General features: G+C 38.4%; 20 protein-coding genes and 2 pseudogenes. 9 read left to right on the forward strand and 13 right to left on the reverse strand.

Annotated features, from left to right (window positions below; genetic code table 11):
• Together ACJ5H0_RS20415 and ACJ5H0_RS20420 are read right to left on the reverse strand one after the other, a co-directional pair.
• Complete coding sequence (locus tag ACJ5H0_RS20415; RefSeq protein WP_172277859.1) at positions 1-2211, reverse strand: RelA/SpoT family protein; 2211 nt, start codon at positions 2209-2211, stop codon at positions 1-3.
• Between the two features lie 111 nt (positions 2212-2322).
• A complete protein-coding gene (locus tag ACJ5H0_RS20420; RefSeq protein WP_172277860.1) occupies positions 2323-2685 on the reverse strand; it encodes a hypothetical protein in 363 nt (120 codons plus the stop codon).
• A 247-nt stretch (positions 2686-2932) separates the two neighbouring features.
• Here ACJ5H0_RS20420 and ACJ5H0_RS20425 point away from each other — a divergent pair, with 247 nt between their 5' ends.
• Entirely contained in the window at positions 2933-4195 is a 1263-nt protein-coding gene (locus tag ACJ5H0_RS20425) for a photosystem II stability/assembly factor-like protein (RefSeq protein ID WP_411251835.1), read from the forward strand.
• Between the two features lie 61 nt (positions 4196-4256).
• On the opposite strand, the gene acs is transcribed toward ACJ5H0_RS20425, so the two are convergent.
• The 10 genes and pseudogenes from acs to ACJ5H0_RS23180 all read right to left on the reverse strand — a co-directional run bounded on the left by acs (position 4257) and on the right by ACJ5H0_RS23180 (position 15440).
• Positions 4257-6167: an acetate--CoA ligase gene (gene acs, locus ACJ5H0_RS20430; protein ID WP_172277864.1), complete on the reverse strand. Its 1911-nt coding sequence runs from the start codon at positions 6165-6167 to the stop codon at positions 4257-4259.
• 48 nt (positions 6168-6215) lie between these two features.
• Positions 6216-8115, reverse strand: a pseudogene (locus tag ACJ5H0_RS20435) (AMP-binding protein).
• 79 nt (positions 8116-8194) lie between these two features.
• Positions 8195-8561 (reverse strand): annotated as a pseudogene (locus ACJ5H0_RS20440) (response regulator transcription factor).
• Positions 8562-8570: 9 nt separating this feature from the next.
• A complete protein-coding gene (locus ACJ5H0_RS20445; protein WP_411251933.1) occupies positions 8571-11264 on the reverse strand; it encodes an ATP-binding protein in 2694 nt (897 codons plus the stop codon).
• On the reverse strand, positions 11257-11451 hold the full coding sequence (locus ACJ5H0_RS20450; protein WP_306611580.1) for a hypothetical protein: 195 nt from the start codon (positions 11449-11451) through the stop codon (positions 11257-11259). Before ACJ5H0_RS20450 ends, ACJ5H0_RS20445 begins: the two co-directional genes overlap by 8 nt.
• Positions 11452-11530: 79 nt before the next feature.
• Entirely contained in the window at positions 11531-11758 is a 228-nt protein-coding gene (locus tag ACJ5H0_RS20455; RefSeq protein WP_172277871.1) for a DUF6814 family protein, read from the reverse strand.
• Between the two features lie 43 nt (positions 11759-11801).
• Positions 11802-13382, reverse strand: a complete 1581-nt coding sequence (locus tag ACJ5H0_RS20460; RefSeq protein WP_345989416.1) for an MFS transporter — start codon at positions 13380-13382, stop codon at positions 11802-11804.
• A 56-nt stretch (positions 13383-13438) separates the two neighbouring features.
• Positions 13439-14818, reverse strand: a complete 1380-nt coding sequence (locus ACJ5H0_RS20465) for a porin (RefSeq protein WP_411251836.1) — start codon at positions 14816-14818, stop codon at positions 13439-13441.
• Between the two features lie 204 nt (positions 14819-15022).
• Positions 15023-15325 (reverse strand): terminase gpP N-terminus-related DNA-binding protein, encoded by a 303-nt coding sequence (locus tag ACJ5H0_RS20470; protein WP_411251934.1) that lies wholly within the window; start codon positions 15323-15325, stop codon positions 15023-15025.
• Positions 15306-15440, reverse strand: coding sequence for an IS1/IS1595 family N-terminal zinc-binding domain-containing protein (locus ACJ5H0_RS23180; RefSeq protein WP_458796247.1), 135 nt, complete (start codon positions 15438-15440; stop codon positions 15306-15308). Before ACJ5H0_RS23180 ends, ACJ5H0_RS20470 begins: the two co-directional genes overlap by 20 nt.
• Positions 15441-15598: 158 nt before the next feature.
• Here ACJ5H0_RS23180 and ACJ5H0_RS20475 point away from each other — a divergent pair, with 158 nt between their 5' ends.
• From ACJ5H0_RS20475 to argH, 8 genes are all read left to right on the forward strand, one after another.
• On the forward strand, positions 15599-16288 hold the full coding sequence (locus tag ACJ5H0_RS20475; protein ID WP_411251837.1) for a GNAT family N-acetyltransferase: 690 nt from the start codon (positions 15599-15601) through the stop codon (positions 16286-16288).
• The gene (argG, locus tag ACJ5H0_RS20480) at positions 16260-17456 is read left to right on the forward strand and encodes an argininosuccinate synthase (RefSeq protein ID WP_411251838.1); all 1197 of its coding nucleotides are present in this window, start codon (positions 16260-16262) and stop codon (positions 17454-17456) included. Before ACJ5H0_RS20475 ends, argG begins: the two co-directional genes overlap by 29 nt.
• Positions 17453-18415 (forward strand): N-acetyl-gamma-glutamyl-phosphate reductase, encoded by a 963-nt coding sequence (gene argC / locus ACJ5H0_RS20485; RefSeq protein WP_411251839.1) that lies wholly within the window; start codon positions 17453-17455, stop codon positions 18413-18415. Before argG ends, argC begins: the two co-directional genes overlap by 4 nt.
• 95 nt (positions 18416-18510) lie before the next feature.
• A complete protein-coding gene (locus ACJ5H0_RS20490; RefSeq protein WP_411251840.1) occupies positions 18511-19650 on the forward strand; it encodes an aspartate aminotransferase family protein in 1140 nt (379 codons plus the stop codon).
• A gap of 161 nt (positions 19651-19811) precedes the next feature.
• Entirely contained in the window at positions 19812-20774 is a 963-nt protein-coding gene (locus tag ACJ5H0_RS20495) for an N-acetylornithine carbamoyltransferase (RefSeq protein WP_411251841.1), read from the forward strand.
• 9 nt (positions 20775-20783) lie between these two features.
• On the forward strand, positions 20784-21575 hold the full coding sequence (gene argB, locus ACJ5H0_RS20500) for an acetylglutamate kinase (RefSeq protein ID WP_411251842.1): 792 nt from the start codon (positions 20784-20786) through the stop codon (positions 21573-21575).
• Positions 21550-22632, forward strand: coding sequence for a M20 family metallo-hydrolase (locus tag ACJ5H0_RS20505; protein ID WP_411251843.1), 1083 nt, complete (start codon positions 21550-21552; stop codon positions 22630-22632). The genes argB and ACJ5H0_RS20505 overlap by 26 nt, the downstream gene beginning before the upstream one ends.
• Before the next feature lie 246 nt (positions 22633-22878).
• Positions 22879-24183, forward strand: a complete 1305-nt coding sequence (gene argH / locus ACJ5H0_RS20510; RefSeq protein ID WP_411251844.1) for an argininosuccinate lyase — start codon at positions 22879-22881, stop codon at positions 24181-24183.
• A gap of 92 nt (positions 24184-24275) precedes the next feature.
• Here the strand turns inward: argH and ACJ5H0_RS20515 are convergent, their stop codons facing one another.
• Positions 24276-24737, reverse strand: coding sequence for an Lrp/AsnC family transcriptional regulator (locus ACJ5H0_RS20515; RefSeq protein WP_172277890.1), 462 nt, complete (start codon positions 24735-24737; stop codon positions 24276-24278).
• Positions 24738-24780 lie beyond the last annotated feature (43 nt).

The following is a 24780-nucleotide window of genomic DNA, read 5'->3' on the forward strand; positions in this document are numbered from 1 at the left end:
CTATGATTGTAATCGTCTCACCCTTGAAACTCCGTTAATATTTTTAAGTTTTTTAAAGGTTTCTTCCAACTGACCTTTATTTTTAACCTCAAGAATAATGTTACCCATAAAGACGCCATTATTGGATTCTATGGAAAGACTTTTCATATCCATCCCCATAGTGCCACTGATTACGGCGGTAATGTCGTTAATCATTCCCATCCGGTCTAAACCTTCAATTTCAATTTTAACCCTGTTTTTAAAGCTTTCAGCATTAACCCATTTGGCTGGAATAACCCGGTAATCATACTGTGCCCTCAGGTTAATAGCATTCGGACAATTATCACTATGCACTTTTATACCGTCTGAAATCGTAATGAATCCAAAAATTTTATCTCCCGGAATTACGGTACAGCATTTTGCATAACTATAGTTTAACTTTTCTTCGTCTTTTCCAAAGACGATCATGTCCAGGTTTTGCTCCTTTGGTTCTTCATAATGAACGTTTTTAGAAGGAGATTTCCTGAATCTTGAAAGTAAATTATTGAATACATTTTTACTTTCGATATATTTTCTAAGACTGCTTACATCCAGTTCATTGCTCTGGAATTTTAAAAACAGTTCCTGTGATGTTTTTAAGTTGAAAAACTTCTGAAGTTTATTGACTTCCTCATCATTAAAATTAATTTTAGCGTGACGAAGTTTTCTTTGTAAAATTTCTTTTCCTTCTTCTACCAGCTGATTTTTTTGTGAATTAAGATAACTCTTAATCTTGGATTTTGCCTTGGAAGTAACTACGAATTCGAGCCAGTCCGATTTAGGCTTTTGATTCTGGGAAGAAAGGATATCTACCTGGTCTCCGTTTTGAAGAACATATGAGATTGGAACCAGTTTTCCATTGATCTTGGCTCCTAGGCATTTCATACCCAAATCAGAGTGTACAGAGAATGCGAAGTCCAGTGCCGTAGCGTTGGTTGGCAGAATTTTGATTTCTCCTTTGGGAGTAAAAACGAAAACCTCTTTAGAATATAAATTGAGTTTGATGTTATCCAGAAGTTCGGAGGTAGAAAGGTTCTGTTGCTGTTCTAAAACATCCCGGATCTCTGTTACCCATCTTTCAAAATTTCTGTCCTCACTGCTTTGCTTGTATCCTTCTTTGTATTTATAATGTGCGGCTACCCCTTTTTCAGCAATTTCGTCCATCCTTTCTGAACGGATCTGTACTTCAATCCATTTTTTATCCGGTCCAAGGACAGTAAGGTGTAAACTTTCATATCCTGTAGAACGGGGCTGTGTGATCCAGTCACGCATTCTTGAAGGGTTACTGTGGTATACATCCGTTACGATTGAATAAATTTTCCAGGCCAGGAACTTTTCATTTTTTGCATCTGATTTGTAAATGATCCTGATGGCGTAATTATCAAATACCTCCTCAAAAGAAACTCCTTGTTTGAGCATTTTCCGGTAAATGGAAGAAACTGCTTTTGCACGGCCTTTTATACTGAAGTTTAATCCTTCCTCTTTGAGCCTTTCGGAAACTTCTTTTTTGAATTCTTCAATATATTTTTCCCGGTTTTCCTTGGCTAGTTCTAACTTTTCAGTGATCTCATTGAAAACTTCCGCATTATTATACTTTAATGAAAGATCTTCAAGCTCGGATTTAATGTTGTATAATCCCAGACGGTGAGCCATGGGAGCGTAGATGTACACGGTTTCAGAAGCAATTTTCTTTTGCTTATCCGGGGCCATGCTTTCCAGTGTCCGCATATTGTGAAGGCGGTCTGCGATTTTAATCAGTATAACCCTGAAATCTTCCGATAGTGTGAGCAATAACTTTCTGTAGTTTTCAGACTGTACGGAAATGTTCTGATGATTCATGATGGATATTTTGGTTAATCCATTCACGATATTGGCTATTTTTTCCCCAAAGATCTTCTTGATATCTTCGTAGGTATAGTCGGAATCTTCAATCACATCATGCAGCAGTGCGCAGGCTATTGATGTAGCTCCAAGACCTATTTCCGTTGCAACAATTTTAGCTACGGCAATAGGATGGTAGATATAGGGTTCTCCGGATTTTCTCCTTTGATCTTTATGAGCATCTAATGCAATATCAAATGCCTTTCGGATGAGTTTATTGTTTTCTTCATCCAAAGTCCTGTAAGTATTAGAAATCAGGTCTTTATATCTTGCCAGTATTTCTTTGTTCTCCCGTTCTAAGTCGTAGCTCATTTGTGTAAATCCCGTATAATTAAACGAAAATACGAAAATTTTCCCACTTGTCAATGACAAAAAATCCGCAGAAAGATCTGCGGATTTCCGGTTATTAGATTTTAGTTTTTATTAGAATTTTACTTCTGAATCCATGCCGTTGCTTGAACCCTTGATTTTAACGTCGGGACTGTTATGGATTTCAGCTTTATTTCGTGCGTCAATATATCTTTTTATGTTATGGTAGTCTGCTTGTTCTATTCCCATATTCTCAAATAAATAGGTTTTTACCACAGCATTTTTATTAAAAACGTTCCTGGCATTGTCTGCCTGATCTGTATCTTTTACTGCAACACTTGCAAGATATTGTGAATTTTGATGGTCGTTGAGATAAACAATATAATCTGAATCTCCGAAGCCTGAGCTTTCCAGGTCCGTTTCAAGCTTCTTATAATCACTGTGAGATTGAAATAATCCGGCTAATATTTTTGTCATGATCGTGTGTTTTAAATTTGTACTTAAAGGTAATAATTAAATTTCAAATTATTTGAATAAAATTCAATAAAATTTGATTTATATTGTTTTATCTATAATTAAATGTTAAAATATTTGATGATTTCTATCAATCAAATGTTTGAACTTAAAAGTCCGTTAGTCGTTGATAGACAGTATAATGAATTATTAAGAAGTTTATTGTATACTTATCTCAAAAACCTCAAATTTGTTTTTAAAATTAATACCTATGAAAAGAATTTTATTTACTCTTATTCTATCATCATTCCTTCTGCAGGCTCAGCAATATAACTGGACCGCATTCTCTTATCCTCCCGGAAATGGGGGAGGGCGGTATGATGATGTGTTCTTTCTCAATGAAAATTTAGGATGGGCGGCCCGGGGCGGCAACGGAGCTGTTTTTAAGACAACAAATGGTGGTACCAGCTGGACACAGCAAATTGTGAGCACGACACCCAATGAATACTATAGGAATATTGAATTTTTAAATGAAAATGTAGGTTTTCTAGGGACATTGAATAACAATTTTTATAAGACAACGGACGGCGGAGCTACATGGCAAAGAGTTAATAATATTTCGCCATACCCGCAAGGGATCTGTGGTCTGGATTGTGTGGGCACATCTACTGTGTACGGTTGCGGAGCATGGTTTTATCCTGCTTATATTATCAAATCAACAGATAGCGGTACTACATGGCAGTATATGGATATGTCCGCGTATGCTACCGCCCTGGTAGAAATTACTTTTATCAATGAGAACGTTGGTTTCGCATCCGGAAGTGATGATGACGGTGCGGTTATTCTTAAGACGACTGATGGAGGAGCAAGCTGGACAAAAATATATAACAGTAATATTCCTTTTGAGTACGTCTGGAAAATGCAGCTTCTGGATAATAATAAAATATTCTGCTCTATTGAAGCAGAATCTCCTAACACAGGAAGGTTATTGAAATCTTTAAATGGCGGACTTACCTGGGAAACAAAGGATTTTCCGGATACTTTTGTTCAGGCTGTGGGCTTTACTTCACCAGACCATGGGTGGATGGGTGGTCATAATACAGGATTTTATGAAACCTTTAATGGTGGTGAAACCTGGACGGACACAGGAGTAGGCGGTACTTTGAACAGGATATTTTTTGTTAACAGTAATGTGGCATATGCTGCTGGTACCGGTATTTATAAAATGACTGTCGGTAATCTTGCAACGCAGGAAACTACCAGAGAGAATCAGGAAAGGAAACTTCAGATCGATGTAGCTCCCAACCCTGTTAAAGACAAGCTGAATCTCAGTATTCATTTTTTACATTCCGATCATATCATTATCGGGCTGTATGACACATCAGGAAAGTTCATTACAGAAATTCTGAAAGATGATATCAGTGGGAAAGGGCTGAAAAAATATTCTTTGGATTTTCATTATCCTAAAGGGAATTATCTGCTTAGTGCACATTCCAACCTCGGTAGACAAGCTATAAAAATTATCAAAGAATAGAGTTGATAAAAAAAGGCGCAGGATTTACCTGCGCCTTCTTATTTCTTATTAATGATAAAGATTAGTCTATTCTTTCATTTTTAATTTCGTCCACAATTTCCGGATTTAATAACGTAGAAATATCTCCGAAGTTGCTGAAATCTCCTTCGGCAATTTTTCTAAGGATCCTACGCATAATTTTTCCTGAACGTGTTTTTGGCAATCCTGAAACGAATTGTATTTTATCAAGTTTAGCGATCGGTCCGATCTGATCGGCAATAAGCTGGTTGATCTCTTTTTTAAGGTTTTCCCTTTGTCTGCTTTCTCCGGTTTCTTTTAAAACAACATACCCGTACAAAGCATTTCCTTTGATATCATGAGGATATCCCACAATTGCAGATTCGGCAACGGCAGGATGCTGGTTGATGCTGTCCTCAATAGGAGCCGTACCTAAATTATGTCCGGAAACAATGATTACATCATCTACCCGGCCTGTAATTCTGTAATATCCAACTTCATCTCTTAAAGCACCGTCTCCAGTGAAATATTTTCCGGGAAAAGCGGTAAAATAAGTTTCTTTGTATCTCTGGTGGTCACCCCAGATGGTTCTTGCAATTCCAGGCCATGGAAAACGGATACAAAGATTTCCCGTTACCTGGTTTCCTGTGATTTCATTCCGTTTATCATCCATCAGCACCGGTTGAACGCCAGGTAAGGGAAGCGTTGCATAGGTAGGTTTGGTAGGCGTTATAAAAGGTAGGGGAGAGATCATAATTCCTCCTGTCTCGGTCTGCCACCAGGTATCCACAATAGGACACTTCTTTTTACCCACATGGTCATTGAACCAATGCCATGCCTCATCATTAATGGGTTCTCCTACCGACCCGATCACCTTTAACGAACTAAGGTCATGTTTATCTACCCATTCGGCACTTTCCTTGGCCAGGGAGCGAATAGCGGTTGGTGCTGTGTAAAACTGGGTGATTTTATGCTTCTCAATAACCTCCCAGAATCTATCCGGTTCAGGATATGTAGGAACACCTTCAAAAATAACTGTAGTGGCTCCGTTTAGCAAAGGCCCGTAAAGGATGTACGAATGTCCCGTGATCCAGCCGATATCTGCAGTACACCAATAGATATCATTTTCCTGGTAATTGAAAATATTTTTAAAAGTATACGCGGTATAGACCATATATCCTGCACAGGTATGGAGCATTCCTTTTGGTTTTCCGGTAGAACCTGAAGTATAAAGAATGAAAAGGGGATCTTCGGCATCCATGATTACCGTAACAAAATCAGGAGAAGCTTTTTCATACAATTCAGACATCCAGTGATCTCTGCCTTCCTTCATTTTGATCTCATTGTTTGTTCTTTTAACGACCAGGACATTCTCAACCGTAGTTGTTTTTTCAAGAGCTTCATCAACGATACTTTTAAGGTCTAGCACTTTATTTCCTCTGTAGCTGCCATCGGAGGTAATTACTAATTTCGCTTCACAGTCATTGATCCTTGAAGCTACTGCATTGGCTGAAAATCCTGCAAAGATTACTGAATGTACCGCTCCTAATTTTGCACAGGCGAGCATTGTGATTGCCAGTTCAGGGATCATAGGAAGGTAAATGCATACACGATCACCTTTTTCAATGCCCATATCCCTTAGGACGTTAGCCGTTTTGTTAACTCTTACGTACAATTCACTATAAGAAATATGCTCAGCTTTTTCTTTAGGATCGTTGGGTTCCCAGATAATAGCCGTCTTATCTCCTCTTTCATTCAGGTGCCTGTCGATGCAGTTTTTGGTAATATTTAATTTTGCGTTCTTAAACCAGGTGATTTTTGCCTCGTTCATATCATACTTAACTACCTTACTCCATCTCTGATACCACACAAAATTTTGATCGGCTATTTTATCCCAGAATTTTTTAGGATTTTTAATAGATTTTTTATACTCCTCAAAATAATGTGGTAAATCTTCTATTAAGTAATTTCTCATATCCCTTTTGTTTTTGAAATTTGAATTTTATTGATATTAAATGTATGTCTAATTTGTGAATTTTGCCCTGTAATTAACGATTTTTTCTTGTATTTCCTCAATGATCTGATCGTCGTCTATCGTCGAGGGAACCTGAAATTCTTTTCCATCCAGAAGAGTCCGGATAAGTTTTCGCAGGATTTTTCCTGAGCGTGTTTTGGGTAATCGTTTTACAACCATGGCATTCTTTAAAAGTGCGACTGCTCCTATTTTCTCCCGTACCATTCGTACAATGTCTTTTTCAAGATCTTCCTCTGAAATCGTGGAACCGTTTTTTAATACTACAGTGGCAAAAGGAACTTGTCCTTTCAGCTCATTATCGATTCCTACTACGGCACATTCAGCAACTTCCGGATGGGAAGCAACAATTTCCTCCATTTCCGAAGTGGAGAGCCTGTGTCCTGCAACGTTGATAACGTCATCCACTCTTCCGGTGATGAAAAAATACCCGTCCTCATCCTGTATGGCTCCGTCTCCGGAGAAGTAATATCCTTTATATTGTGATAAGTAGCTGTTCTGAAAACGTTCTTCATCTTTCCATATTCCGGAAAGTGCACCTGGAGGCAGGGGGAGTTTGATCACCAGATAGCCTTCCTGATGAGGATCGAGTTCAAAACCATTTTCATCGAATATTTTAATGTCATACCCCGGAATAGGCTTTCCTGCTGCTGCTCTTTTAATGGTATAATGATGATCAAAAGTCATCAGTCCCAGCATTGGCCAACCCGATTCCGTCTGCCACCAGTGATCAATGGCGGGTACTCCAATGTGTTTACTGAACCAATCCAGGGTAGCCACATCACACCGTTCGCCTGCCAAAAATTGCTTTTTAAAATGCGATAGATCGTACTTTTTGACGAGCTCCCCGTCCGGATCTTCTTTTTTTTATGGCCCTGATGGCTGTAGGAGCGGTAAACATGGCTGAAACCTTATATTCTGAAATGATGCGCCAGAAAGTTCCGGCATCCGGAGTCATAATTGGTTTGCCCTCAAAAATGATGGTCGTGTTTCTGTTTATTAAAGGTCCATAGACGGAAAAACTATGTCCCACCGCCCATCCGAAATCGGAAGCAGCCCAGTAGGTTTCTCCAGGCTCAATCCCATAAATATATTTCATTGAGAACTTCAGGGCTGTTGCGTAGCCTCCCGTATCTCTTGTTATTCCTTTGGGTTTTCCTGTTGTTCCTGAAGTATAAAGAAGATAGAGTGGGTGGGTAGACTCCACCGGAACAGGAGAAACCGGGGAAGACTTCTGAGTGAGTTCTTCATAATCGATCAGACCATCAAACATTTCATCTTTATTATCGACCAGCTTACGGTTATAAACAATGATGTGATCCACTTTGTCCTGAGCCAGCTCAATTGCTTTTTCTACCAATGGCAGATAAGGAATTCTTTTGGCAATTTCTATTCCTGCAGTAGCGGTAATCAAAGCTTTAGGCTTGCAATCATCAATTCTTACCACAAGTTCATGCGGGGCAAATCCTCCGAAAACAACATTGTGAATTACTCCAATCCGGGCACAGGCCAGCATTGCAAAAAGGGTTTGTGGGATCATCGGCATATAAATTACAGCGGTATCTCCTTTTTTTAATCCTAAAGAAGCAAGTCCGCCGGCAAATTTTGAAACCTCTTCCTGCAGTTGCCTGAATGTGTATGTTTTTTTCTGGTCTGTAACAGGAGAGTCATAAATGATAGCGATCTGATCTCCAAAACCATCTTCAATATGTTGATCTATACACAGATAAGACATATTAAGCTGCCCATCCGGATACCATTCCGGATAGCGGTCTGTATCTCCCGAAAGAATTTGTTGAGGAAATGTATACCAGTTTATTTCCCGGGCTTGTTCCTTCCAGAAATTTTCTTTGTCTTCGATACTTCTTTTAAATAAATCTTCTGCATTCATATTAATAATAGTATTTCGTGTTTTTTTTTGTTTTGTGATAGTCCGCAGTCTTGTATCTGGCTTCTCCAAGCTTTTATTCTCAGTTATCCAATAATTCCTCAATCTGCTGTATCAGCTTCTTGATAGAGTAGGGTTTCGTAACATAGGCATCAGCTCCCATTTCGAGGCCTTTTTCAATGTCTTTTGGATTGTTTTTGGCACTCAGGAAAATAACTTTTGTATGTTTCAGCTGTTCCTGTTCTTTAATGGCTTCCAGGGTGCTGTATCCGTCAAGATTCGGCATCATAATATCCAGAAGGATAACATCGGGAACCATAGTTTTAAGAAAATCCAATACCTCAGTACCGTCTCTGGCGATGAATACGTCATAGCCGTTTTTTTTTGAAACTATATTCCAGAGACATCAGTATTTTATGTTCATCATCTGCAATGATTATTTTTTTCATAATGTGTTTTTAGTACTGTTCGACTTCATCTTTATATATATTTTCCGGAAGGCTTATGGTAAATATTACTCCTGAGCTTTTGTTTTCAGCGTAGATTATACCTCCGTGGGCCTCAATAATCTGCTTTGAGATGGCAAGCCCAAGCCCGCTTCCTGTTGGTTTTAAAATATTCTGATTTTTAGACTGATAAAATTTATTAAAAATCATCTCCAGATCTTCTTCAGGAATAGGTTTACCCGTATTGAAGATAGTGATATTTAAGGCATTTTCATTTTTTAAAAAACGGGTTTGTATCTCTCCCTGCTGATCTGCAAATTTCAAAGCATTTCCAAGGATATTCTGAAACAATTGGATCATTCTTGCTTCATCGTATTCAAATACGCTTTCTGTGAGAAGATTGGTTTCACTAACCTGGATATCTTTCTGCTGGATCAGGTGGAGGATAGGATTTAATGCCTTCCTGTAGGTTTCTGTGATGTCGTTTTTCTTTATCGTAAGGGCAATTTCTCCATGTTCCAGCTTATCAAGATAAAGAATGTCATTAATGATCTCACTTAAACGATCGGATTCCGTAATAATATTGTTTAAAAATTCTCTTTTGATGTCCGCAGGGATATCATCGTCATCGGCTAGAATCTCTCCCGCAGAACGGATGGCCGTGATAGGAGTTCTCAGTTCGTGTGCGACGGAATCCAGGAAATCGTCCTTTTGACGGTCTTTAATTATTAAACTTTCATTAGCTACGGTAAGTTCTTCAGAAAGTTGTTTAAGTTCTTTGGATTTTTCAGTCAGTTTTTTGTTGAGTGTAATATTCTCTTTTGATTCTTCGAGGATGTTCAGGACTTCCTTTAAAGAAATTTTATCTTCTTTCGTTACACCTTCAATGAGAATCTTCGCAGAAGCGGTTCCTATTCTTCCTGCAAGAAGGTTTTCAGAGAATTTTATAAACCTGGAATCCGCTGTTTCGGTTTGAGAATCGATGTTGTATTTTAAATTAAATATCCGCAGTGCCTGTTCTGTTTTCTTTTTTCCTAAAAATCGTTCCAGGATGTTTTTTATATCCGAAACATAAGCCGTACCCCGCCAGATAAAGGCGTTTTCATGGTTTTGAATATATTTATCAACATCCACATACAGCTCGGCAAAGTTTCGTTCCCTGTAATTTCCTTTTACGCTGACTGAAATTGTAGTAAATAGCCCGGTGTTTACTAAGATTGACCAAAAGAAAATTTCCGGGATCTTACTTAAGTAAGGAATCCTGAAAAAATCAAAAACAGTATACATATCTCTCAATACTCCTTTGAATTCCTGATTGTAAGAAAAATAATACTGTGGGATAATCAGACCGAAATAACAAATGGCCAGCCCGGCAAGAAGCCCTATTACTGCACCTTTATAGGTTCCTCTTCTCCAGAATAAAGCTCCGAAAAAGGCAGGTGCCAGTTGGGCAATAACAACAAAAGAGATCAGGCCCACTGAATCCAGGGATGTTTTAAGGATAAAATACTTGTAAAAGGCAAAAGCCATTATGATGAGGGCAAAAATACTTATCTTCCTGATATTCGTTATGCTTCTTGTGTTTTGAATTTCATTTTCAGATTTAAATTTTCCCAGTAAACCGTAAGGAATGATGAGGTTATTGGAAAGCATGATGGATAATGTGATCGCGGATATAATGATCATTGAAATACAAGAACTCAGTCCTCCAAGGAAAACAAATACTGTGATTAAAGTGTTGTCAAAATATTGAGGGATCAGGATCGAATAGAATTCAGGGTTTACATTCTGTCCGTTAAATAAAAGCCTGCCTCCCCAGGCAATTGGAAAAATGAAAATGGTAAAAATTAAAAGATAGAGAGGGAAAAACCAAATGGCGGTTTTGATGTGTTTTTCCTGCCTGTTTTCTACGATGGCTGTATGAAACTGTCTTGGAAGGATACAAATAGCTGTTGCAGAGATCATACATAAGATCATCCAGTTCAAAGCACCTTCAATACCATTGAATGTATTCTTTTGTTTGAAATCTTCGAATTTGCTTGCCTTTTCATAAATATCTGAAAATCCGTCAAAGGCAAAATAAATCACAAATAATCCAAGGATGATAATGAAAAACAGCTTTAGAAAACTTTCCAAGGCAATAGCGGATATGATTCCAAGGCGCTTTTCTGAAGCATCCACATATCTTGTTCCGTAGTAGGAGGAAAATAAAGCAATCAAAACCACTACGAAGGTTGCATTATCGGTTAAAATATTTTGAGATACCGGAGTTTTCGTAACCAAATGGAAGGTTTCTGATATGGCTTTAATCTGTAAACCTATATAAGGGACGATTGCTAAAAGGCAAACGATGGTAATAACGGCACTAAAGCTTCTGCTGTTTCCGTAGCGCAGTGAAATAAAATCGGCGAGACTGCTTATTTTATTGATTCGTGAAATTCTTACGATTCGTGTGTTGATAAATATCCATGCAGGAATAATGACAATAGGTCCTACGTAGATGGGAAGATAGTTGAGTCCGCTAGTGGCAGCAACGCCAATACTCCCGTAATAGGTCCAAGCTGTACAGTATACTGCTAAGGATAACGCATAGATGTAAGGATTGTTGATCCATAACTTGCTTTTTTTCTTTTCTGCCAGGTGGGCGACCACAAATAGAAGGGCCAGGTAAAGCAGGACAACAACAAATAAAGCAAAACTACTCATCATATTTTTTCACGATTATAAACGATATGATGATCGAAATCATCCAGACGGCGAAGATGTAGATCAAAATCACGGGATAGCCAAAAGTATCTTTTTCACTGTTGAATAACAATGAAATAGGAATGCTGAAGAGAATGACTAATCCAATGCTTAGTATGATCAGTTTTTGTTCGTGTCTTTTTTTCATACATGATGATGGATAAAAGACAATTGATGAACAGATCCTTTGTACAGATTGTTCATCAATTATCATTCATCATTAATAATTATATTTTGTCGTCAGAATATTCTCCGGTTAAGGCGTAATATCCAAAGACTGCCAGTCCTCCGGAAATAATTGGCATCAAAACAAAAAGGATGATGATGCCAAAAACAAGGTCTTCCTGCTTTCCTGAAGTGATTTTTGGAATACCCAAAACGGTGATCCCGAAATATCCTACAACCAAAGCAATTAAAATCCAGAGGATACCTAATATTTTTTTTAGTCCGTTCATTTTAGTAGTTTTAAAATTAATAAAAATTTGACTGATTCAGTGGTTAATCGTGGATATTATTGTTCTTGCTCTTAAGATAAAATAATCCGATGAGTAAACACACGGCTGCAACACCGATAGGATACCACAGTCCCTGAAGATACCATGAAGGATGTCCTGCCTCTTTTCCGGTGGTTACGAGGTAAGTGGCTACTGCAGGTAATAGTCCTCCAAATACACCATTACCAATGTGGTAAGGCAATGACATGGAAGTGTAGCGTATTCTTACCGGGAACATTTCTACCAGGAATGCTGCGATAGGACCATACACCATCGTTACGAAGATCACCTGAATGAACACCAGGAATATCAGGTACCATTTGGTATCGTCACTGAGCTTTAAGGACTGTGACACCTTAGGTTCCTCGATCTTTCCGTCTTTTATAACGGGGCCGTTTGCCGACCAGTGTATGATACTGTCTTTTTTTATTAAAGTTCCATCCGTAAAGAGGGTTTCCTTATGGAAAGTGATCAGGCTGTCGCTGGCAATATCTTTATGGATTTTTGCTGTTCTCTTTTCACTGATGCCGTTGGAAGCTATGGTTTTGCTTTCGAGATTAACACTCTTGTACATGCTGTTGTAAATCGGGCGGTAAGCTAAAATGGCAACCAGCATCCCGGTCATCATAACGGCTTTTCTGCCCAGTTTATCCGAAAGCCATCCAAAAAATACGAAGAATGGTGTGCCTAAAAATAGTGCGGTGGCCATTAATGAATCAACCTGAGCAGATTCTACATTCATTACTTTTTGCAGAAAGCTCATGGCATAAAACTGTCCTGTATACCAGATGACACCTTGTCCCATTGCGGCTCCGAACAACGCCAGCAGGACGAATTTGAAGTTGTATTTATTTCCGAAACTTTCTTTTAATGGATTTTTTGATGTTTTACCTTCACTTTTGGCTTTAGCAAAAAGCGGTGATTCCTTCATGTTTTTTCTGATGATGTAAGAGACGCCCACCATTAAAATAGAAATCCAGAAAGGAACTCTCCATCCCCAGCCGTCGAATTCCTCTGCAGAAAGTGTGTTTTTTGTTATTAAAATAACAATCAATGAGATAAAAAGTCCGGCGGTAGCAGTGGTCTGGATCCATGAAGTCCAATAGCCTCTTCTGTGGGGTTGTGCGTATTCTGCAACGTAAGTTGCTGCACCTCCATATTCTCCTCCCAGGGCCAGTCCTTGTAATAATCTCAGGATCAGAACCAGAACCGGAGCCATAAATCCAATGGTTTCATAACTGGGAATACATCCGATAAGGAAAGTGGAAAATCCCATGATCAGCAGGGTGACCAGGAAGGTGTATTTTCGTCCGATAATATCTCCTAATCTTCCGAAGAACAGGGCTCCGAAAGGTCGTACAACAAATCCTGCGGCAAAAGTGGCCAGGGTAGATAAAAATGCTGCGGTAGGGTTGTCTGCCGGAAAGAATTTTGTTGCCAGCACAACAGCTAAACTTCCGAAAATATAGAAATCGTACCATTCTATCAGTGTACCGAGTGAAGATGCAGTAATAACGCTCCATATGGTTCTGTTCTTCTGCTTATCGGTCATATTTTCATAGCTTTCATGATGGTTTTCGCTCATATCACTTGATTTTGATGTTAGTTAATTTTTTTATGTGGGTTTAAACGAGTCTGTTATTATAAATAAATCTGAAACTGAACAATGAACTCGCCTTTGGATTTTGGACGCTCGGTAGGGTTGGTATAAACAGGTCTGGTGGAGTACTGGGTTGTTATTTTAGCGTGATGTCCGTCTATAAACCAGTTGGCTCCAACGTCAAACTGTGAAGACGACTTGTCGAAGGCTTCAAAGTTTTTATGGGTATATGCTGCAAACGGCTGAATTCTGATTTTAGGCTTTTCTGCTTCGTTGGGAAGTAATAATCCGGCTTGTGCATAGATAATATTACCTGTTCCAATTGTCGGTTGTAAGTTTCCAGGTCCGGCAATTACCTTTTGTCCTACAAAGTTAGGATCAGCTGCTGCGATATTCATAGTCCCCAGGTTTCGGATATAATTGGGGCCGAACTGATAATTATAATATCCTGCGTAGGCAGAAACTGCCATTTTATGTTTGGCATTTCCCAAAGGGATATCTGCAAAAGCATCAACAGCTAGAAGAGTGATGTCGTGCTTTTCGATATTTGAGTTTACGGAAGTTCTGGTTCCGTCCGCCTGATGATAAAAGCCGGCTCCTACATTAAACACTTTCTTTGTTCCCAGATATGATCCAACTTTGAAAGGAAGGGTATTGGACTCTTCGTCCAGAAACTGATATTCTACGTATCCGGCTTTTGAAAAGCTGGGATTTCCGTTATTATCTACCGCAACAGCTTTTGAGGGATCGGTTACATTTACAGGAACCAGATCTGTGGCGAAGGGCTTGTTTAAGCTGAGGCGGTATTCAAGTTTTCCATACTTTCCTTTGGCAAACATACCCAGTTGTCTTGCGAACTGATCAGAGCTATCGATTAACGGCCACGAAAATATAGGAGAATCGAGGGTTAAAAAATTGAGGGTGGAGGCCATAGTCATTCTGGAGAGTCCCATATAATAATGCAGCCCAGCTCCTAATGTTAAAGTAAATTTTCCTGCTTCTCCCGGCATCAGGACTGCATATTCATTCCATGCATCATGGAAAAAAAGCTGTGTTTTTTTGCCATTTCCGTTTCCTCCTGTTCCTGTTGTACCCGGCGCTCCTCCATTGATGAAGGTTTGGTTATTGATACCGAAGTGAAGGAGGATCATGTATCGCTTAGTAACCTGGGCGTACGTTAAAGCACGGAGTCTGCGGTTCCCTACATTCCAGGTATTGTCTGTGGGTTCTCCTCCGACCATACTTCCCGGGTTCATTTGTGAGTTCCTTAACCAGAACTGATCCCATAAAATAAATCTGACAAATTTATCTCCTTCAGGATTAAGGTTTATTTTTAATCCGTTTCCGTAGTCGGGAGATCCCTGGGAGTATAATGTATTGCTGATTAAAGCTAATCCAATAAAAGTGAGTATTTTCTTCATAAATTATCAATTTTTTGGCGTTAATTTTGTGAAAGCCAAATTGGAATTAATAATTTATTTAGAGAAATTTAATATATATTAATGGTAAGTATATAGTTTTATTATAAGTGCCTGTTTGTTAGTTCGAGCTGAAGGCTCGGAATAGAGAGTTTCATTTCCTGATTTTGCAAATAGGTAATTTTATGATTCCTTCTTTTTGTCTGTTTAATTTTTAAACCGTTCCCACTTGATCAACATGTATTTATCTGCGAACTGTGTGATGATCAATCCTGAGTTTTTAATATTGTCTTCATTGGACATGTATTCGATCAATTCGTTTTGCTTCAGGATTTTATATACGGGATGGAATTCGGAATGCGGTGGCCGGGTGATATTGTATTTCTTGATCCATGAGCTTATGGTTACATGAGAGACACCGATAATCCTTTCTATTTCGCGGAAGCTTAATCCTTCGAGGTAAAGCTGAAGGGCTTTGGTAACGTAGTAGTCATCGATCTGCTTGCCTATTTTTTTTTACGGTGAAATAATAATTGCAGGATTTGCAATGAAATCTTTGTTTCTGATTGATCACCCCACTTTTTACAAGGTGGGTGCTATTGCATTTAGGGCATTTATTTTCCATATATAATATTTTAGCAAATATATAATAATTTAGCAAAATTATATATTTCAAATAAGATATATTATCTTGTAATAATCATTTAAACAAAAAAAATATCTTTTTAATTTGGTTATTAAAGTTATTATGCTTTAAATTTGCCAAAAAATTCAGATAAATAAATGGAAATAGAAATTTCCTCATGCGAACATTTAATGTATGTGAGTGAAATACAGCAGGAAATGTATGATTCTGCACAACGGAGAGGAACGGGGATCGCAAAACGTTCCATAGAATATTTAAGTAAGAAGATTTCAGAAGGCAATGCCGTTGTTGCTACTGAAAACGGGGAATGGGTAGGTTTCTGCTATATAGAGACCTGGTCCCACGGTCAGTTTGTGGCCAATTCGGGGCTGATCGTTTCGCCAAAATACAGGAACAGGGGTGTTGCGACCCTGATTAAAAATAAAGTTTTCCAGTTATCAAGGGGTAAATTTCCTGCGGCTAAGGTTTTTGGATTAACAACCGGGTTGGCTGTCATGAAAATCAACAGCGATTTAGGTTATAAGCCCGTTATTTATTCTGAGCTTACGCAGGATGAGGAATTTTGGAATGGTTGTAAAAACTGTGTGAATTACGAAATTTTAATGAAAAAGGAAAGAAAGAACTGCTTATGTACAGCAATGCTTTTTATTCCTTCCAACAATGATATAAAGGAGGTGAAAAATAATGAACCTCAAAATAAGGATAATGATGAAGTAAATCAGGATGGGCTTTTGTCTTCGGGGCAGATTACATCCGGTGGATTACATTATACGAACAATAATACGAAAAAGAAGATCGATGAAAAAGAAAGTAATCTTAGCGTTTAGTGGTGGTTTGGATACCTCTTACTGTGCCAAATATCTTAGTGAAAGCCTGGGATATGAGGTGTATGCAGTAACTGTGAATACAGGAGGTTTTTCAAAAGAAGAAGAAAAAGAACTTGAAAACAGAGCCCTGAAATTAGGGGTAAAGGAATACAGGTGTATTGACGCTCAGGAAGATTACTATAATTCATGTGTGAAGTATCTGATCTTCGGAAATGTATTGAAAAATAATACTTATCCGCTTTCCGTAAGCGCTGAGCGTACCATTCAGGCTCAGGAAATTGCAAAATATGCACTGGAAAAAGGGGCGGATGCTATTGCTCATGGAAGCACAGGAGCGGGAAATGACCAGGTTCGTTTTGATCTGATTTTCCAGGTAATGGCTCCCCATGTTGAGATTATCACGCCGATCCGTGATATGGCACTTTCGAGAGAAGAGGAGATTGAATTCCTGAAAAGCCACGGATATGATATGGAGTTTCAAAAGGCTCAGTATTCTGTTAATAAGGGGTTGTGGGGGACTTCTGTGGGTGGAAAGGAGACGCTGACTTCCAGAAATAACCTTCCGGAAGAGGCCTTTCCGTCGCAGATCAAAGAAACCCAGTCATCTGAACTGGAAATCGAATTTAAAAACGGTGAAATTACAGCAGTAAATGGGGAGAACTTCAGCCATCCTGTGTATGCTATCCAGAAAATAGAACAATTGGCTTCTGCTTACGGTATCGGAAGGGATATTCACGTAGGGGATACTATTGTCGGAATTAAAGGAAGAGTAGGATTCGAGGCGGCTGCTGCATCTGTGATCATCAAGTCCCATCATTTATTGGAAAAACATACTTTATCGAAATACCAGCAAATGATGAAGTCGCAATTGTCCGACTGGTATGGGAACTGGCTGCATGAGGCATTGTTTTTAGATCCTGTGATGAGAAATATAGAATCTTTCCTTACTGACTCTCAGAAAATGGTAACAGGAAAAGTTTTCATCACTCTTTATCCTTACAGATTCGTTTTGAATGGCATTGAATCTGAACATGATCTGATGTCTGATCACTTTGGAAGTTACGGAGAGGCAAACAGAGCATGGAGCGGAGACGATGTAAAAGGGTACACAAAAATTGTAAGCAATTCCCTGAATATTTACCACCAGATTAACGGCGTAAAAATATGAAAACGGTAGGAATTGTAGGAGCTAACGGATATACCGGTAGTGAATTGGTGCGCCTGTTGGCTTTTCATCCCAATATTGAATTGAGTTTTTTATATAGTCGTTCTAATTCGGGTACAAAGATTTCTGATCTGTACCCGGATTTAGCGACGGTTTGTGAAATGGATTTAACGGACAAACCTTCGGCTGTAGATATTCTTTTTTTGTGTCTTCCTCATAAGGAAAGTCAGAATTGGCTGAATCAGAATGCTCTTACAGATGAGACGTTGGTGATTGATCTGGGAAATGATTTTCGTTTGGAAGGTGCTTTCGGAAACAGAAATTTTATCTACGGGCTTCCGGAAATCAATAAAAAAAATCTTTTAGGGGTAAAAAGTATTGCCAACCCGGGATGTTTTGCAACTGCTATCCAGCTGGCTCTATTGCCATTGGCTGAAAAAGGACTTTTGCATGATGTGTATACAACAGGAATTACCGGATCGACAGGAGCCGGGCAGTCTTTACAGGCAACCACTCATTTTACCTGGAGAAATGATAATATTTCTGCATATAAAACACTTACCCATCAGCATGTAGATGAGATTTTGCAGCAAGTGAATTCTTTTAACAATAAAGACGTTAGCCTGAATTTTGTTCCCTGGAGGGGAGATTTTACAAGAGGGATTTTTACCAGCTCAACGGTTAAATCAGACCTGGAGCTTTCGGATATTGAGACATTGTATAGGAAGTTTTATGAAGATGCACCTTTTGTAAAGGTAAGTGAGAAAGCAATTGATCTCAAACAGGTTATCAATACCAATCGCAGTGTGATTCATGTTGAAAAGAATAATAATGTTGTTGTTATTCACTCAGCGATTGATAATTTGTTAAAAGGAGCTTCCGGACAGGCTGTTCAGAATATGAATATTGCCATGGGATGGGAAGAAAACCTGGGACTGGATTTGAAACCAATAGGTTTTTAAATACATTCTTATAAAAGTAAAATGGGGAAGGATGGAATTGTAAAACAATAACCCGAAACCGGTAACTAAAAATTTTCAACTTCAATTAAAAAAAAATGAACTTATTTAACGTATATCCATTATTCAATATAAATCCTGTAAAAGCAAAGGGATCATTTCTTTGGGATGATAAGGGAGAAAAGTACCTTGATTTTTATGGAGGCCATGCAGTGATCTCTATAGGTCATAATCATCCTTATTATCAGGAGAAATTAAGGGATCAGTTAGAAAAAATTTCTTTTTACTCCAATTCAGTACAAAACGAATTGCAAACTGAACTGGCATCGAAACTTGGAGAGATATCAGGATACGAAGACTATGATCTTTTCCTGTGTAATTCCGGAGCTGAAGCTAATGAAAATGCGTTAAAACTTGCTTCTTTTCATAATGGAAAAAGTAAAGTACTTTATTTTTCCGGCTCTTTTCATGGAAGAACCTCTGCGGCAGTTTCCGTAACGGATAATCCGAAAATTGTAGCACCTGTCAATTATTCCGAACGTTTCATAAAGTCGGAGTGGAATAATGTAGAGCAATTAGAGGAAGTTTTCAGAACTCAGGGAGATTCAATTTCTTCGGTGATTATTGAAGGGATTCAGGGAGTGGGTGGAATTATGATTCCAACGCCGGAGTTTTTATCTAGAATTAAAGAGCTATGCGATCAATATAATGCTATTTTGATCTTAGATGAGGTTCAGTCAGGATATGGTAGAACGGGTTATTTCTTTGCTCACCAGGAGTTCGGTATCCAGCCTGATATAATTACAACCGCAAAAGGAATGGGAAATGGCTTTCCGATTGGTGGAGTCCTGATCCATCCTAAATTTGAAGCAAGCCATGGTTTGCTGGGAACTACTTTTGGAGGTAATCACCTGGCATGTGCTGCAGCGATTGCAGTGTTAGATGTTATCAGGGATGAAAGCCTTATTGATAATGCTGAGCATATGGGAAGCTATATCGAAAAAGAAATTGAAGATTTACCACATATCATCTCTATACGAAGGAAAGGCCTGATGATAGGGATAGAGCTGGACAGGGATTGTGCAGAGGTAAGGAAAAGCCTGCTTTACGATCATCATATTTTTACCGGAAATTCTAATGATAAAACGGTGCTGAGGATCCTTCCTGCACTCAATATCAGGAAAGAGGAAACAAATCTTTTCATTGATGCATTGAGGGAAGTACTGACGAAATTGTAAGAGTGAAAATTGCGGAATTGCAAAAACGAAAATGATAGATTGCTAAGCGTAAAATTGCAGGATCGTAAAAGGGTAAAACTATAGGATAGTCATAAGACGTCTCTAATGGTTTTAAAAATATAGAAATAAGAGTCTGTTGACCATTAAATAAAATTTATACAATGAAAAACTTTACTGCTGTAAGCGATATTGAAAACTTACAGGAAATTATAAAAAAAGCCTTATATATAAAAGAAAATTCCCATTCTGAAACCGAAAAAGGAAAGGGAAAAACCATTGGATTGGTATTTCTTAACTCAAGTCTGAGAACCCGTTTAAGCAGCCAGATCGCTGCACAGAACCTGGGACTTAATATCTTAACATTAAATGCTGCACAAGAAGCCTGGAATCTTGAATTTGCTGACGGAGCTGTAATGAACGGAGATACTGTAGAACATATTAAAGATGCGATAGAAGTATTGAATCAATACTGCGATATCATTGCGGTTCGTTGCTTTGCGGGAATGAAAAGTAAAGAAGATGATGTGAATGAAAGTATTCTAAGCCAGTTTCAGCAACACGCGAAGGTCCCTGTAATTTCTTTGGAGTCGGCAACACGTCATCCTCTGCAGAGTTTAGCGGATTGTATAACCATTAGTGAAAACTGGAAAGAAGAGCGTAAGCCTAAAGTAGTCCTTACTTGGGCTCCTCATATCAAGCCGATCGCTCAGGCAGTTGCGAATTCCTTTACGGAATGGATGCAGGAAATGGATGTGGATTTTGTTATCACCAATCCTGAAGGATATGATTTGGATCCAAACTTCACAAAACAGACGAAAATCATTCATAACCAGGATGAAGCTTTAAAAGATGCGGATTTTGTCTATGTTAAAAACTGGTCATCTTTTGATGAATATGCTGCGATACCAGAAGTGAAGGAAAACTGGATGTTGACAGCTGAGAAGTTAGCGCAAACCAATAACGGAAAAGTAATGCATTGTCTTCCGGTTCGCCGGAATGTAGAATTGAGTGACGAAGTGATGGATGGTGAAAACTCTATTATTTACCAACAGGCTAAAAACCGGATTTTTTCTGCTCAGGCAGTATTCAGTGAAATCCTGGATGAAATTAACCAAAGTAAATAACAGGAGATTATGGACAAGCTTTTTGTTGTAAAAATAGGAGGTGCCTTAATTGATGACGAAGAGTTATTGGATCAGTTTTTAGATCAGTTTTCTCAAATCAAAGAAAAGAAGATTCTTGTTCATGGTGGCGGAAAGCTAGCTACTGACCTGGCTGATAAATTGGGAGTTGAGCAGAAGCTCGTCAACGGGCGCAGAATTACAGATAAGGAGACTCTGGATATTGTGGCAATGGTGTATGCAGGTGGAATTAATAAAAATATTGTCGCAAAACTTCAGCAGAAAAAATGTAAGGCAATAGGGTTTTCGGGAGCTGATGCCAATTTGATTAAAGCCAAGAAAAGAGAACATGCAGAAATTGATTTTGGATTTGTAGGAGACATTGAGAAGAAAAGCGTCAATAATAAATTGATATCCAAATTAATTAAGCTTGAGCTTGTTCCTGTATTTTCGGCTATTACGCATGATAAAAAAGGAAATCTTTTCAATACCAATGCAGATACAATAGCTTCGGTGATTGCACAGGCCTTATCGAAGAAATACGATGTGGAATTGCTCTATTGTTTTGATAAAGAAGGAGTATTGGAAAATGTGAATGATCCTGATTCTGTAATTAAAAGTGTATCGTCCGAAGATTTTTCAACCCTGAAAGAAGAAGGAAAACTGCATAAAGGCATATTGCCAAAACTTGAAAATGCACTGGGTGCGATTAAAAACAATGTAAATAAGGTATTCTTAATAAAAGAAACTCAATTAAAAAACCATATAGAAAACCATCATGGAGGCACTGAAATCTGTTTATAGTCAAGAAGAACTGTTCGATAATGCTATTGAACTGCTGAAAAAACTGATTGAAATTCCTTCATTCAGCAAGGATGAGTACAATACATCTGTAGCTATTGAAAACTTTTTTCAGAAGCATCTGATCCCGGTAAAACGTTTTAAAAATAACATCTGGGCTGTCAATAAATATTTTGACGCATCCAAACCTTCTGTGTTATTGAACACCCATCATGATACGGTGAAACCTAATAAAGCGTATACACTGGATCCATTTACGGCGATTGAAAAAGATGGAAGACTGTATGGTTTGGGAAGCAATGACGCAGGAGCATCCTTGGTTTCTTTAGCACAAACCTTTTTACATTTTTATAATAGAGACGATTTAAAATATAATTTAATTATTGCCCTGACGGCAGAGGAGGAAATTTCAGGATTTGATGGAATTGAAGCTCTTTTTCCACAATTACCTAATGTGGAGCTGGCTATTGTGGGAGAACCTACACAGATGAATCTGGCGATAGCAGAAAAAGGACTTCTTGTCATTGACGGTGAAATGAAAGGCACTGCTTCCCATGCTGCCCATCCCAATGATGATAATGCCATTGTAAAATGTATGGAGGATCTGCAGCATATCACCCATTTTAAATTCCCAAAGGTATCTGATTATCTCGGAGAGGTTAAAATTACCCTATCCGGTATCCATGCAGGAGTTCAGCACAATGTAGTTCCCGAATCCTGCCAGTTTACATTGGATGTGAGGGTGACGGATGAGTATACGAATGAAGAGGCTTTTGATATCATTCAGTCCCAAATGAAATCCAACCTTACGGCAAGGTCTTTCAGGCTGAATTCTTCAAAAATAGAACCTGACCATCCTTTTGTACAGGCAGGACTGGCTATTGGAAGGTCGACTTACGGTTCCCCGACATCTTCGGATCAGGCAATTATCCCATGTACTTCTGTTAAGATCGGTCCCGGAGACAGTAGGCGCTCTCATACGGCTGATGAATTTATAGAACTCCATGAGATAAAAGAAGGGATTGATATTTATATCCGGATTTTAGAAAGGGTTTTGTAAAAGACAGCAGATATCAGAATTATTTGAAAGTATTGAATATCTGACATCTGAAATCTAAAGAAAATGTTTTGACACCCAGCATGATCATAATGAAGAGTATCGTTTTTAATAAGATTTATGCAAAATGACAATTAAAAATAAAAGACTTTGTTGAATGTGGAAGATGTTCAGTTCAGGAAGACGGAAAGAGCATGCTGGGTAAAAAAACAACCTAAAATCAATTAATACTATTTTAAACAAACAATTATGAAAAAGATATGGCAGAAAGATGATCTTGCCACCAATATATTAGTCAATAAGTTTACTGTCGGTAAAGACCTTGATTTTGATGAACGTCTGGCGAAATATGATGTTAAAGGTTCTTTGGCGCATTGTAAGATGCTTGCAGAGGTTGGAATTATTTCCCATGACGAAGCTGAACAGATGACCTCTGTTCTGTCGATGATATTAAAAGATATAGAAAACGGAGATTTCGAAATCGATACCCAGGCAGAAGATATCCACTCACAGGTTGAAGCCATCCTGATTGAAAAATTAGGAGATACCGGTAAAAAAATTCATACGGCAAGATCCCGTAATGATCAGGTTTTACTGGATATAAAACTATACCTTCTGGATGAGATCCGTGAAATAGCAGGTCTTACGGATGGGTTTTTCCAACTGCTTATCCAGCTGGCAGACCAACATAAAAATGTGTTGCTTCCCGGGTATACCCATTTACAGATTGCAATGCCATCTTCCTTCGGACTGTGGTTCGGAGCCTATGCAGAAGCTTTGTTAGACGACCTTGAAATGTTATTTTCAGTAAAAAACATCATTAATAAAAATCCGTTAGGGTCTGCTGCGGGTTATGGTTCCTCTTTTCCTATAGATCGTGAAAGTACCACCTATAATCTGGGTTTCCAGACGATGAATTACAATGCAGTATATGCACAGATGACCCGTGGTAAATCTGAAAAAATGCTTGCAATGGCAATGGCAACAATGGCTGGGACCCTTGGGAAATTTGCGTATGATGTATGCTTGTATTTAAGTCAGAATTTTGATTTCATAAGCTTTCCTAAAGAATTTACTACCGGAAGCAGTATCATGCCCCATAAAAAGAATCCTGATATCTTCGAACTGGTACGGGCACGATGCAACAGAATTCAATCGCTACCCAATGAGCTTATCTTATTAACGAATAATCTTCCGTCGGGATATCACAGAGATGTGCAGCTCACAAAAGAAATCTTATTTCCTGCGATTGACTCTTTGAAGGAATGTCTTGAAATCCTGAACTACACTTTACCACATATTAAAGTAAAGGATGGTATTCTTGAAGACGAGAAATATAAATATCTGTTCAGTGTAGAGAAGATCAATGAAGAGATTAAAAAAGGAAGTTCTTTCCGTGATGCATATATAAAGGTAGGACAGGAAATTGAGAATAATGAGTTTGATTATGAAATTACAGACCTCCATCATTCTCACCAGGGAAGTATCGGAAACCTTTGTCTGGATAAAGTAAGCTACCAGTTCAATAAATTAAAAAATAAGATAGTAGGGTAAATCAGTACATTGGATTTCCAATCCGGCAAAAAGGTAGAATAGCTGAATTGCCCAATCGTATAATGGCCATTATGCCTTTCTGCTAAAAGAAGTTAGTCCAGGTCAATTTTAAATTTGGTGGATTTTTTAACCTCATGCAGAACGATGGAGCTGTGGTACTGACCAATATTAGGAATGTTTGAAATCACGCTTACGGCAAAATCATTATAAGAGTTGATGTCTTTAGCGATGATCTTTAACATATAATCATATTCTCCGGAGAGACTTATGATTTCCTGAACCTCGTCATATTTGCTGATGTTTTTCTCAAAAGTCTCCAATACTTTCTTGGATTGCTCTTTGAGCCGGACATTACAATACACCACAATATTAAGGCCTAGTTTTTCACGATTCAGAAGGCCTACATATTTTTCAATGACACCCTGTTTCTCCAGCTGCTTGATACGCTCATAAGTAGGAGTAAAAGTAAGACCTATCTTCTCGGAGATTTCTTTTACTGATAAGGTAGAGTCTTCCTGGATAATACTGAGAATCATTTTGTCTTTGGCGTCCATATGAGCAATTTGAATTTTAACAAAAATATTAAGAAAAAATGAG

The organism is Chryseobacterium proteolyticum (assembly GCF_046591535.1).
Classification (GTDB): Bacteria; Bacteroidota; Bacteroidia; order Flavobacteriales; family Weeksellaceae; genus Chryseobacterium; species Chryseobacterium proteolyticum.

Bases quoted from the DNA above. Each gene is read 5' to 3' on its own strand.
- ACJ5H0_RS20475 (WP_411251837.1), top strand. From the start codon at position 15,599: ATGGAAATAGAAATTTCCTCATGCGAACATTTAATGTATGTGAGTGAA.
- ACJ5H0_RS20495 (WP_411251841.1), top strand. From the start codon at position 19,812: ATGAAAAACTTTACTGCTGTAAGCGATATTGAAAACTTACAGGAAATT.
- ACJ5H0_RS20515 (WP_172277890.1), bottom strand. From the start codon at position 24,737: ATGGACGCCAAAGACAAAATGATTCTCAGTATTATCCAGGAAGACTCT.
- argB (WP_411251842.1), top strand. From the start codon at position 20,784: ATGGACAAGCTTTTTGTTGTAAAAATAGGAGGTGCCTTAATTGATGAC.
- ACJ5H0_RS20490 (WP_411251840.1), top strand. From the start codon at position 18,511: ATGAACTTATTTAACGTATATCCATTATTCAATATAAATCCTGTAAAA.
- acs (WP_172277864.1), bottom strand. From the start codon at position 6,167: ATGAGAAATTACTTAATAGAAGATTTACCACATTATTTTGAGGAGTAT.
- ACJ5H0_RS20505 (WP_411251843.1), top strand. From the start codon at position 21,550: ATGGAGGCACTGAAATCTGTTTATAGTCAAGAAGAACTGTTCGATAAT.
- ACJ5H0_RS20465 (WP_411251836.1), bottom strand. From the start codon at position 14,818: ATGAAGAAAATACTCACTTTTATTGGATTAGCTTTAATCAGCAATACA.
- ACJ5H0_RS20450 (WP_306611580.1), bottom strand. From the start codon at position 11,451: ATGAAAAAAAGACACGAACAAAAACTGATCATACTAAGCATTGGATTA.
- ACJ5H0_RS20445 (WP_411251933.1), bottom strand. From the start codon at position 11,264: ATGAGTAGTTTTGCTTTATTTGTTGTTGTCCTGCTTTACCTGGCCCTT.
- ACJ5H0_RS20455 (WP_172277871.1), bottom strand. From the start codon at position 11,758: ATGAACGGACTAAAAAAAATATTAGGTATCCTCTGGATTTTAATTGCT.
- ACJ5H0_RS20425 (WP_411251835.1), top strand. From the start codon at position 2,933: ATGAAAAGAATTTTATTTACTCTTATTCTATCATCATTCCTTCTGCAG.
- ACJ5H0_RS20415 (WP_172277859.1), bottom strand. From the start codon at position 2,211: ATGAGCTACGACTTAGAACGGGAGAACAAAGAAATACTGGCAAGATAT.
- argG (WP_411251838.1), top strand. From the start codon at position 16,260: ATGAAAAAGAAAGTAATCTTAGCGTTTAGTGGTGGTTTGGATACCTCT.
- ACJ5H0_RS20460 (WP_345989416.1), bottom strand. From the start codon at position 13,382: ATGAGCGAAAACCATCATGAAAGCTATGAAAATATGACCGATAAGCAG.
- argH (WP_411251844.1), top strand. From the start codon at position 22,879: ATGAAAAAGATATGGCAGAAAGATGATCTTGCCACCAATATATTAGTC.
- ACJ5H0_RS23180 (WP_458796247.1), bottom strand. From the start codon at position 15,440: ATGGAAAATAAATGCCCTAAATGCAATAGCACCCACCTTGTAAAAAGT.
- argC (WP_411251839.1), top strand. From the start codon at position 17,453: ATGAAAACGGTAGGAATTGTAGGAGCTAACGGATATACCGGTAGTGAA.
- ACJ5H0_RS20420 (WP_172277860.1), bottom strand. From the start codon at position 2,685: ATGACAAAAATATTAGCCGGATTATTTCAATCTCACAGTGATTATAAG.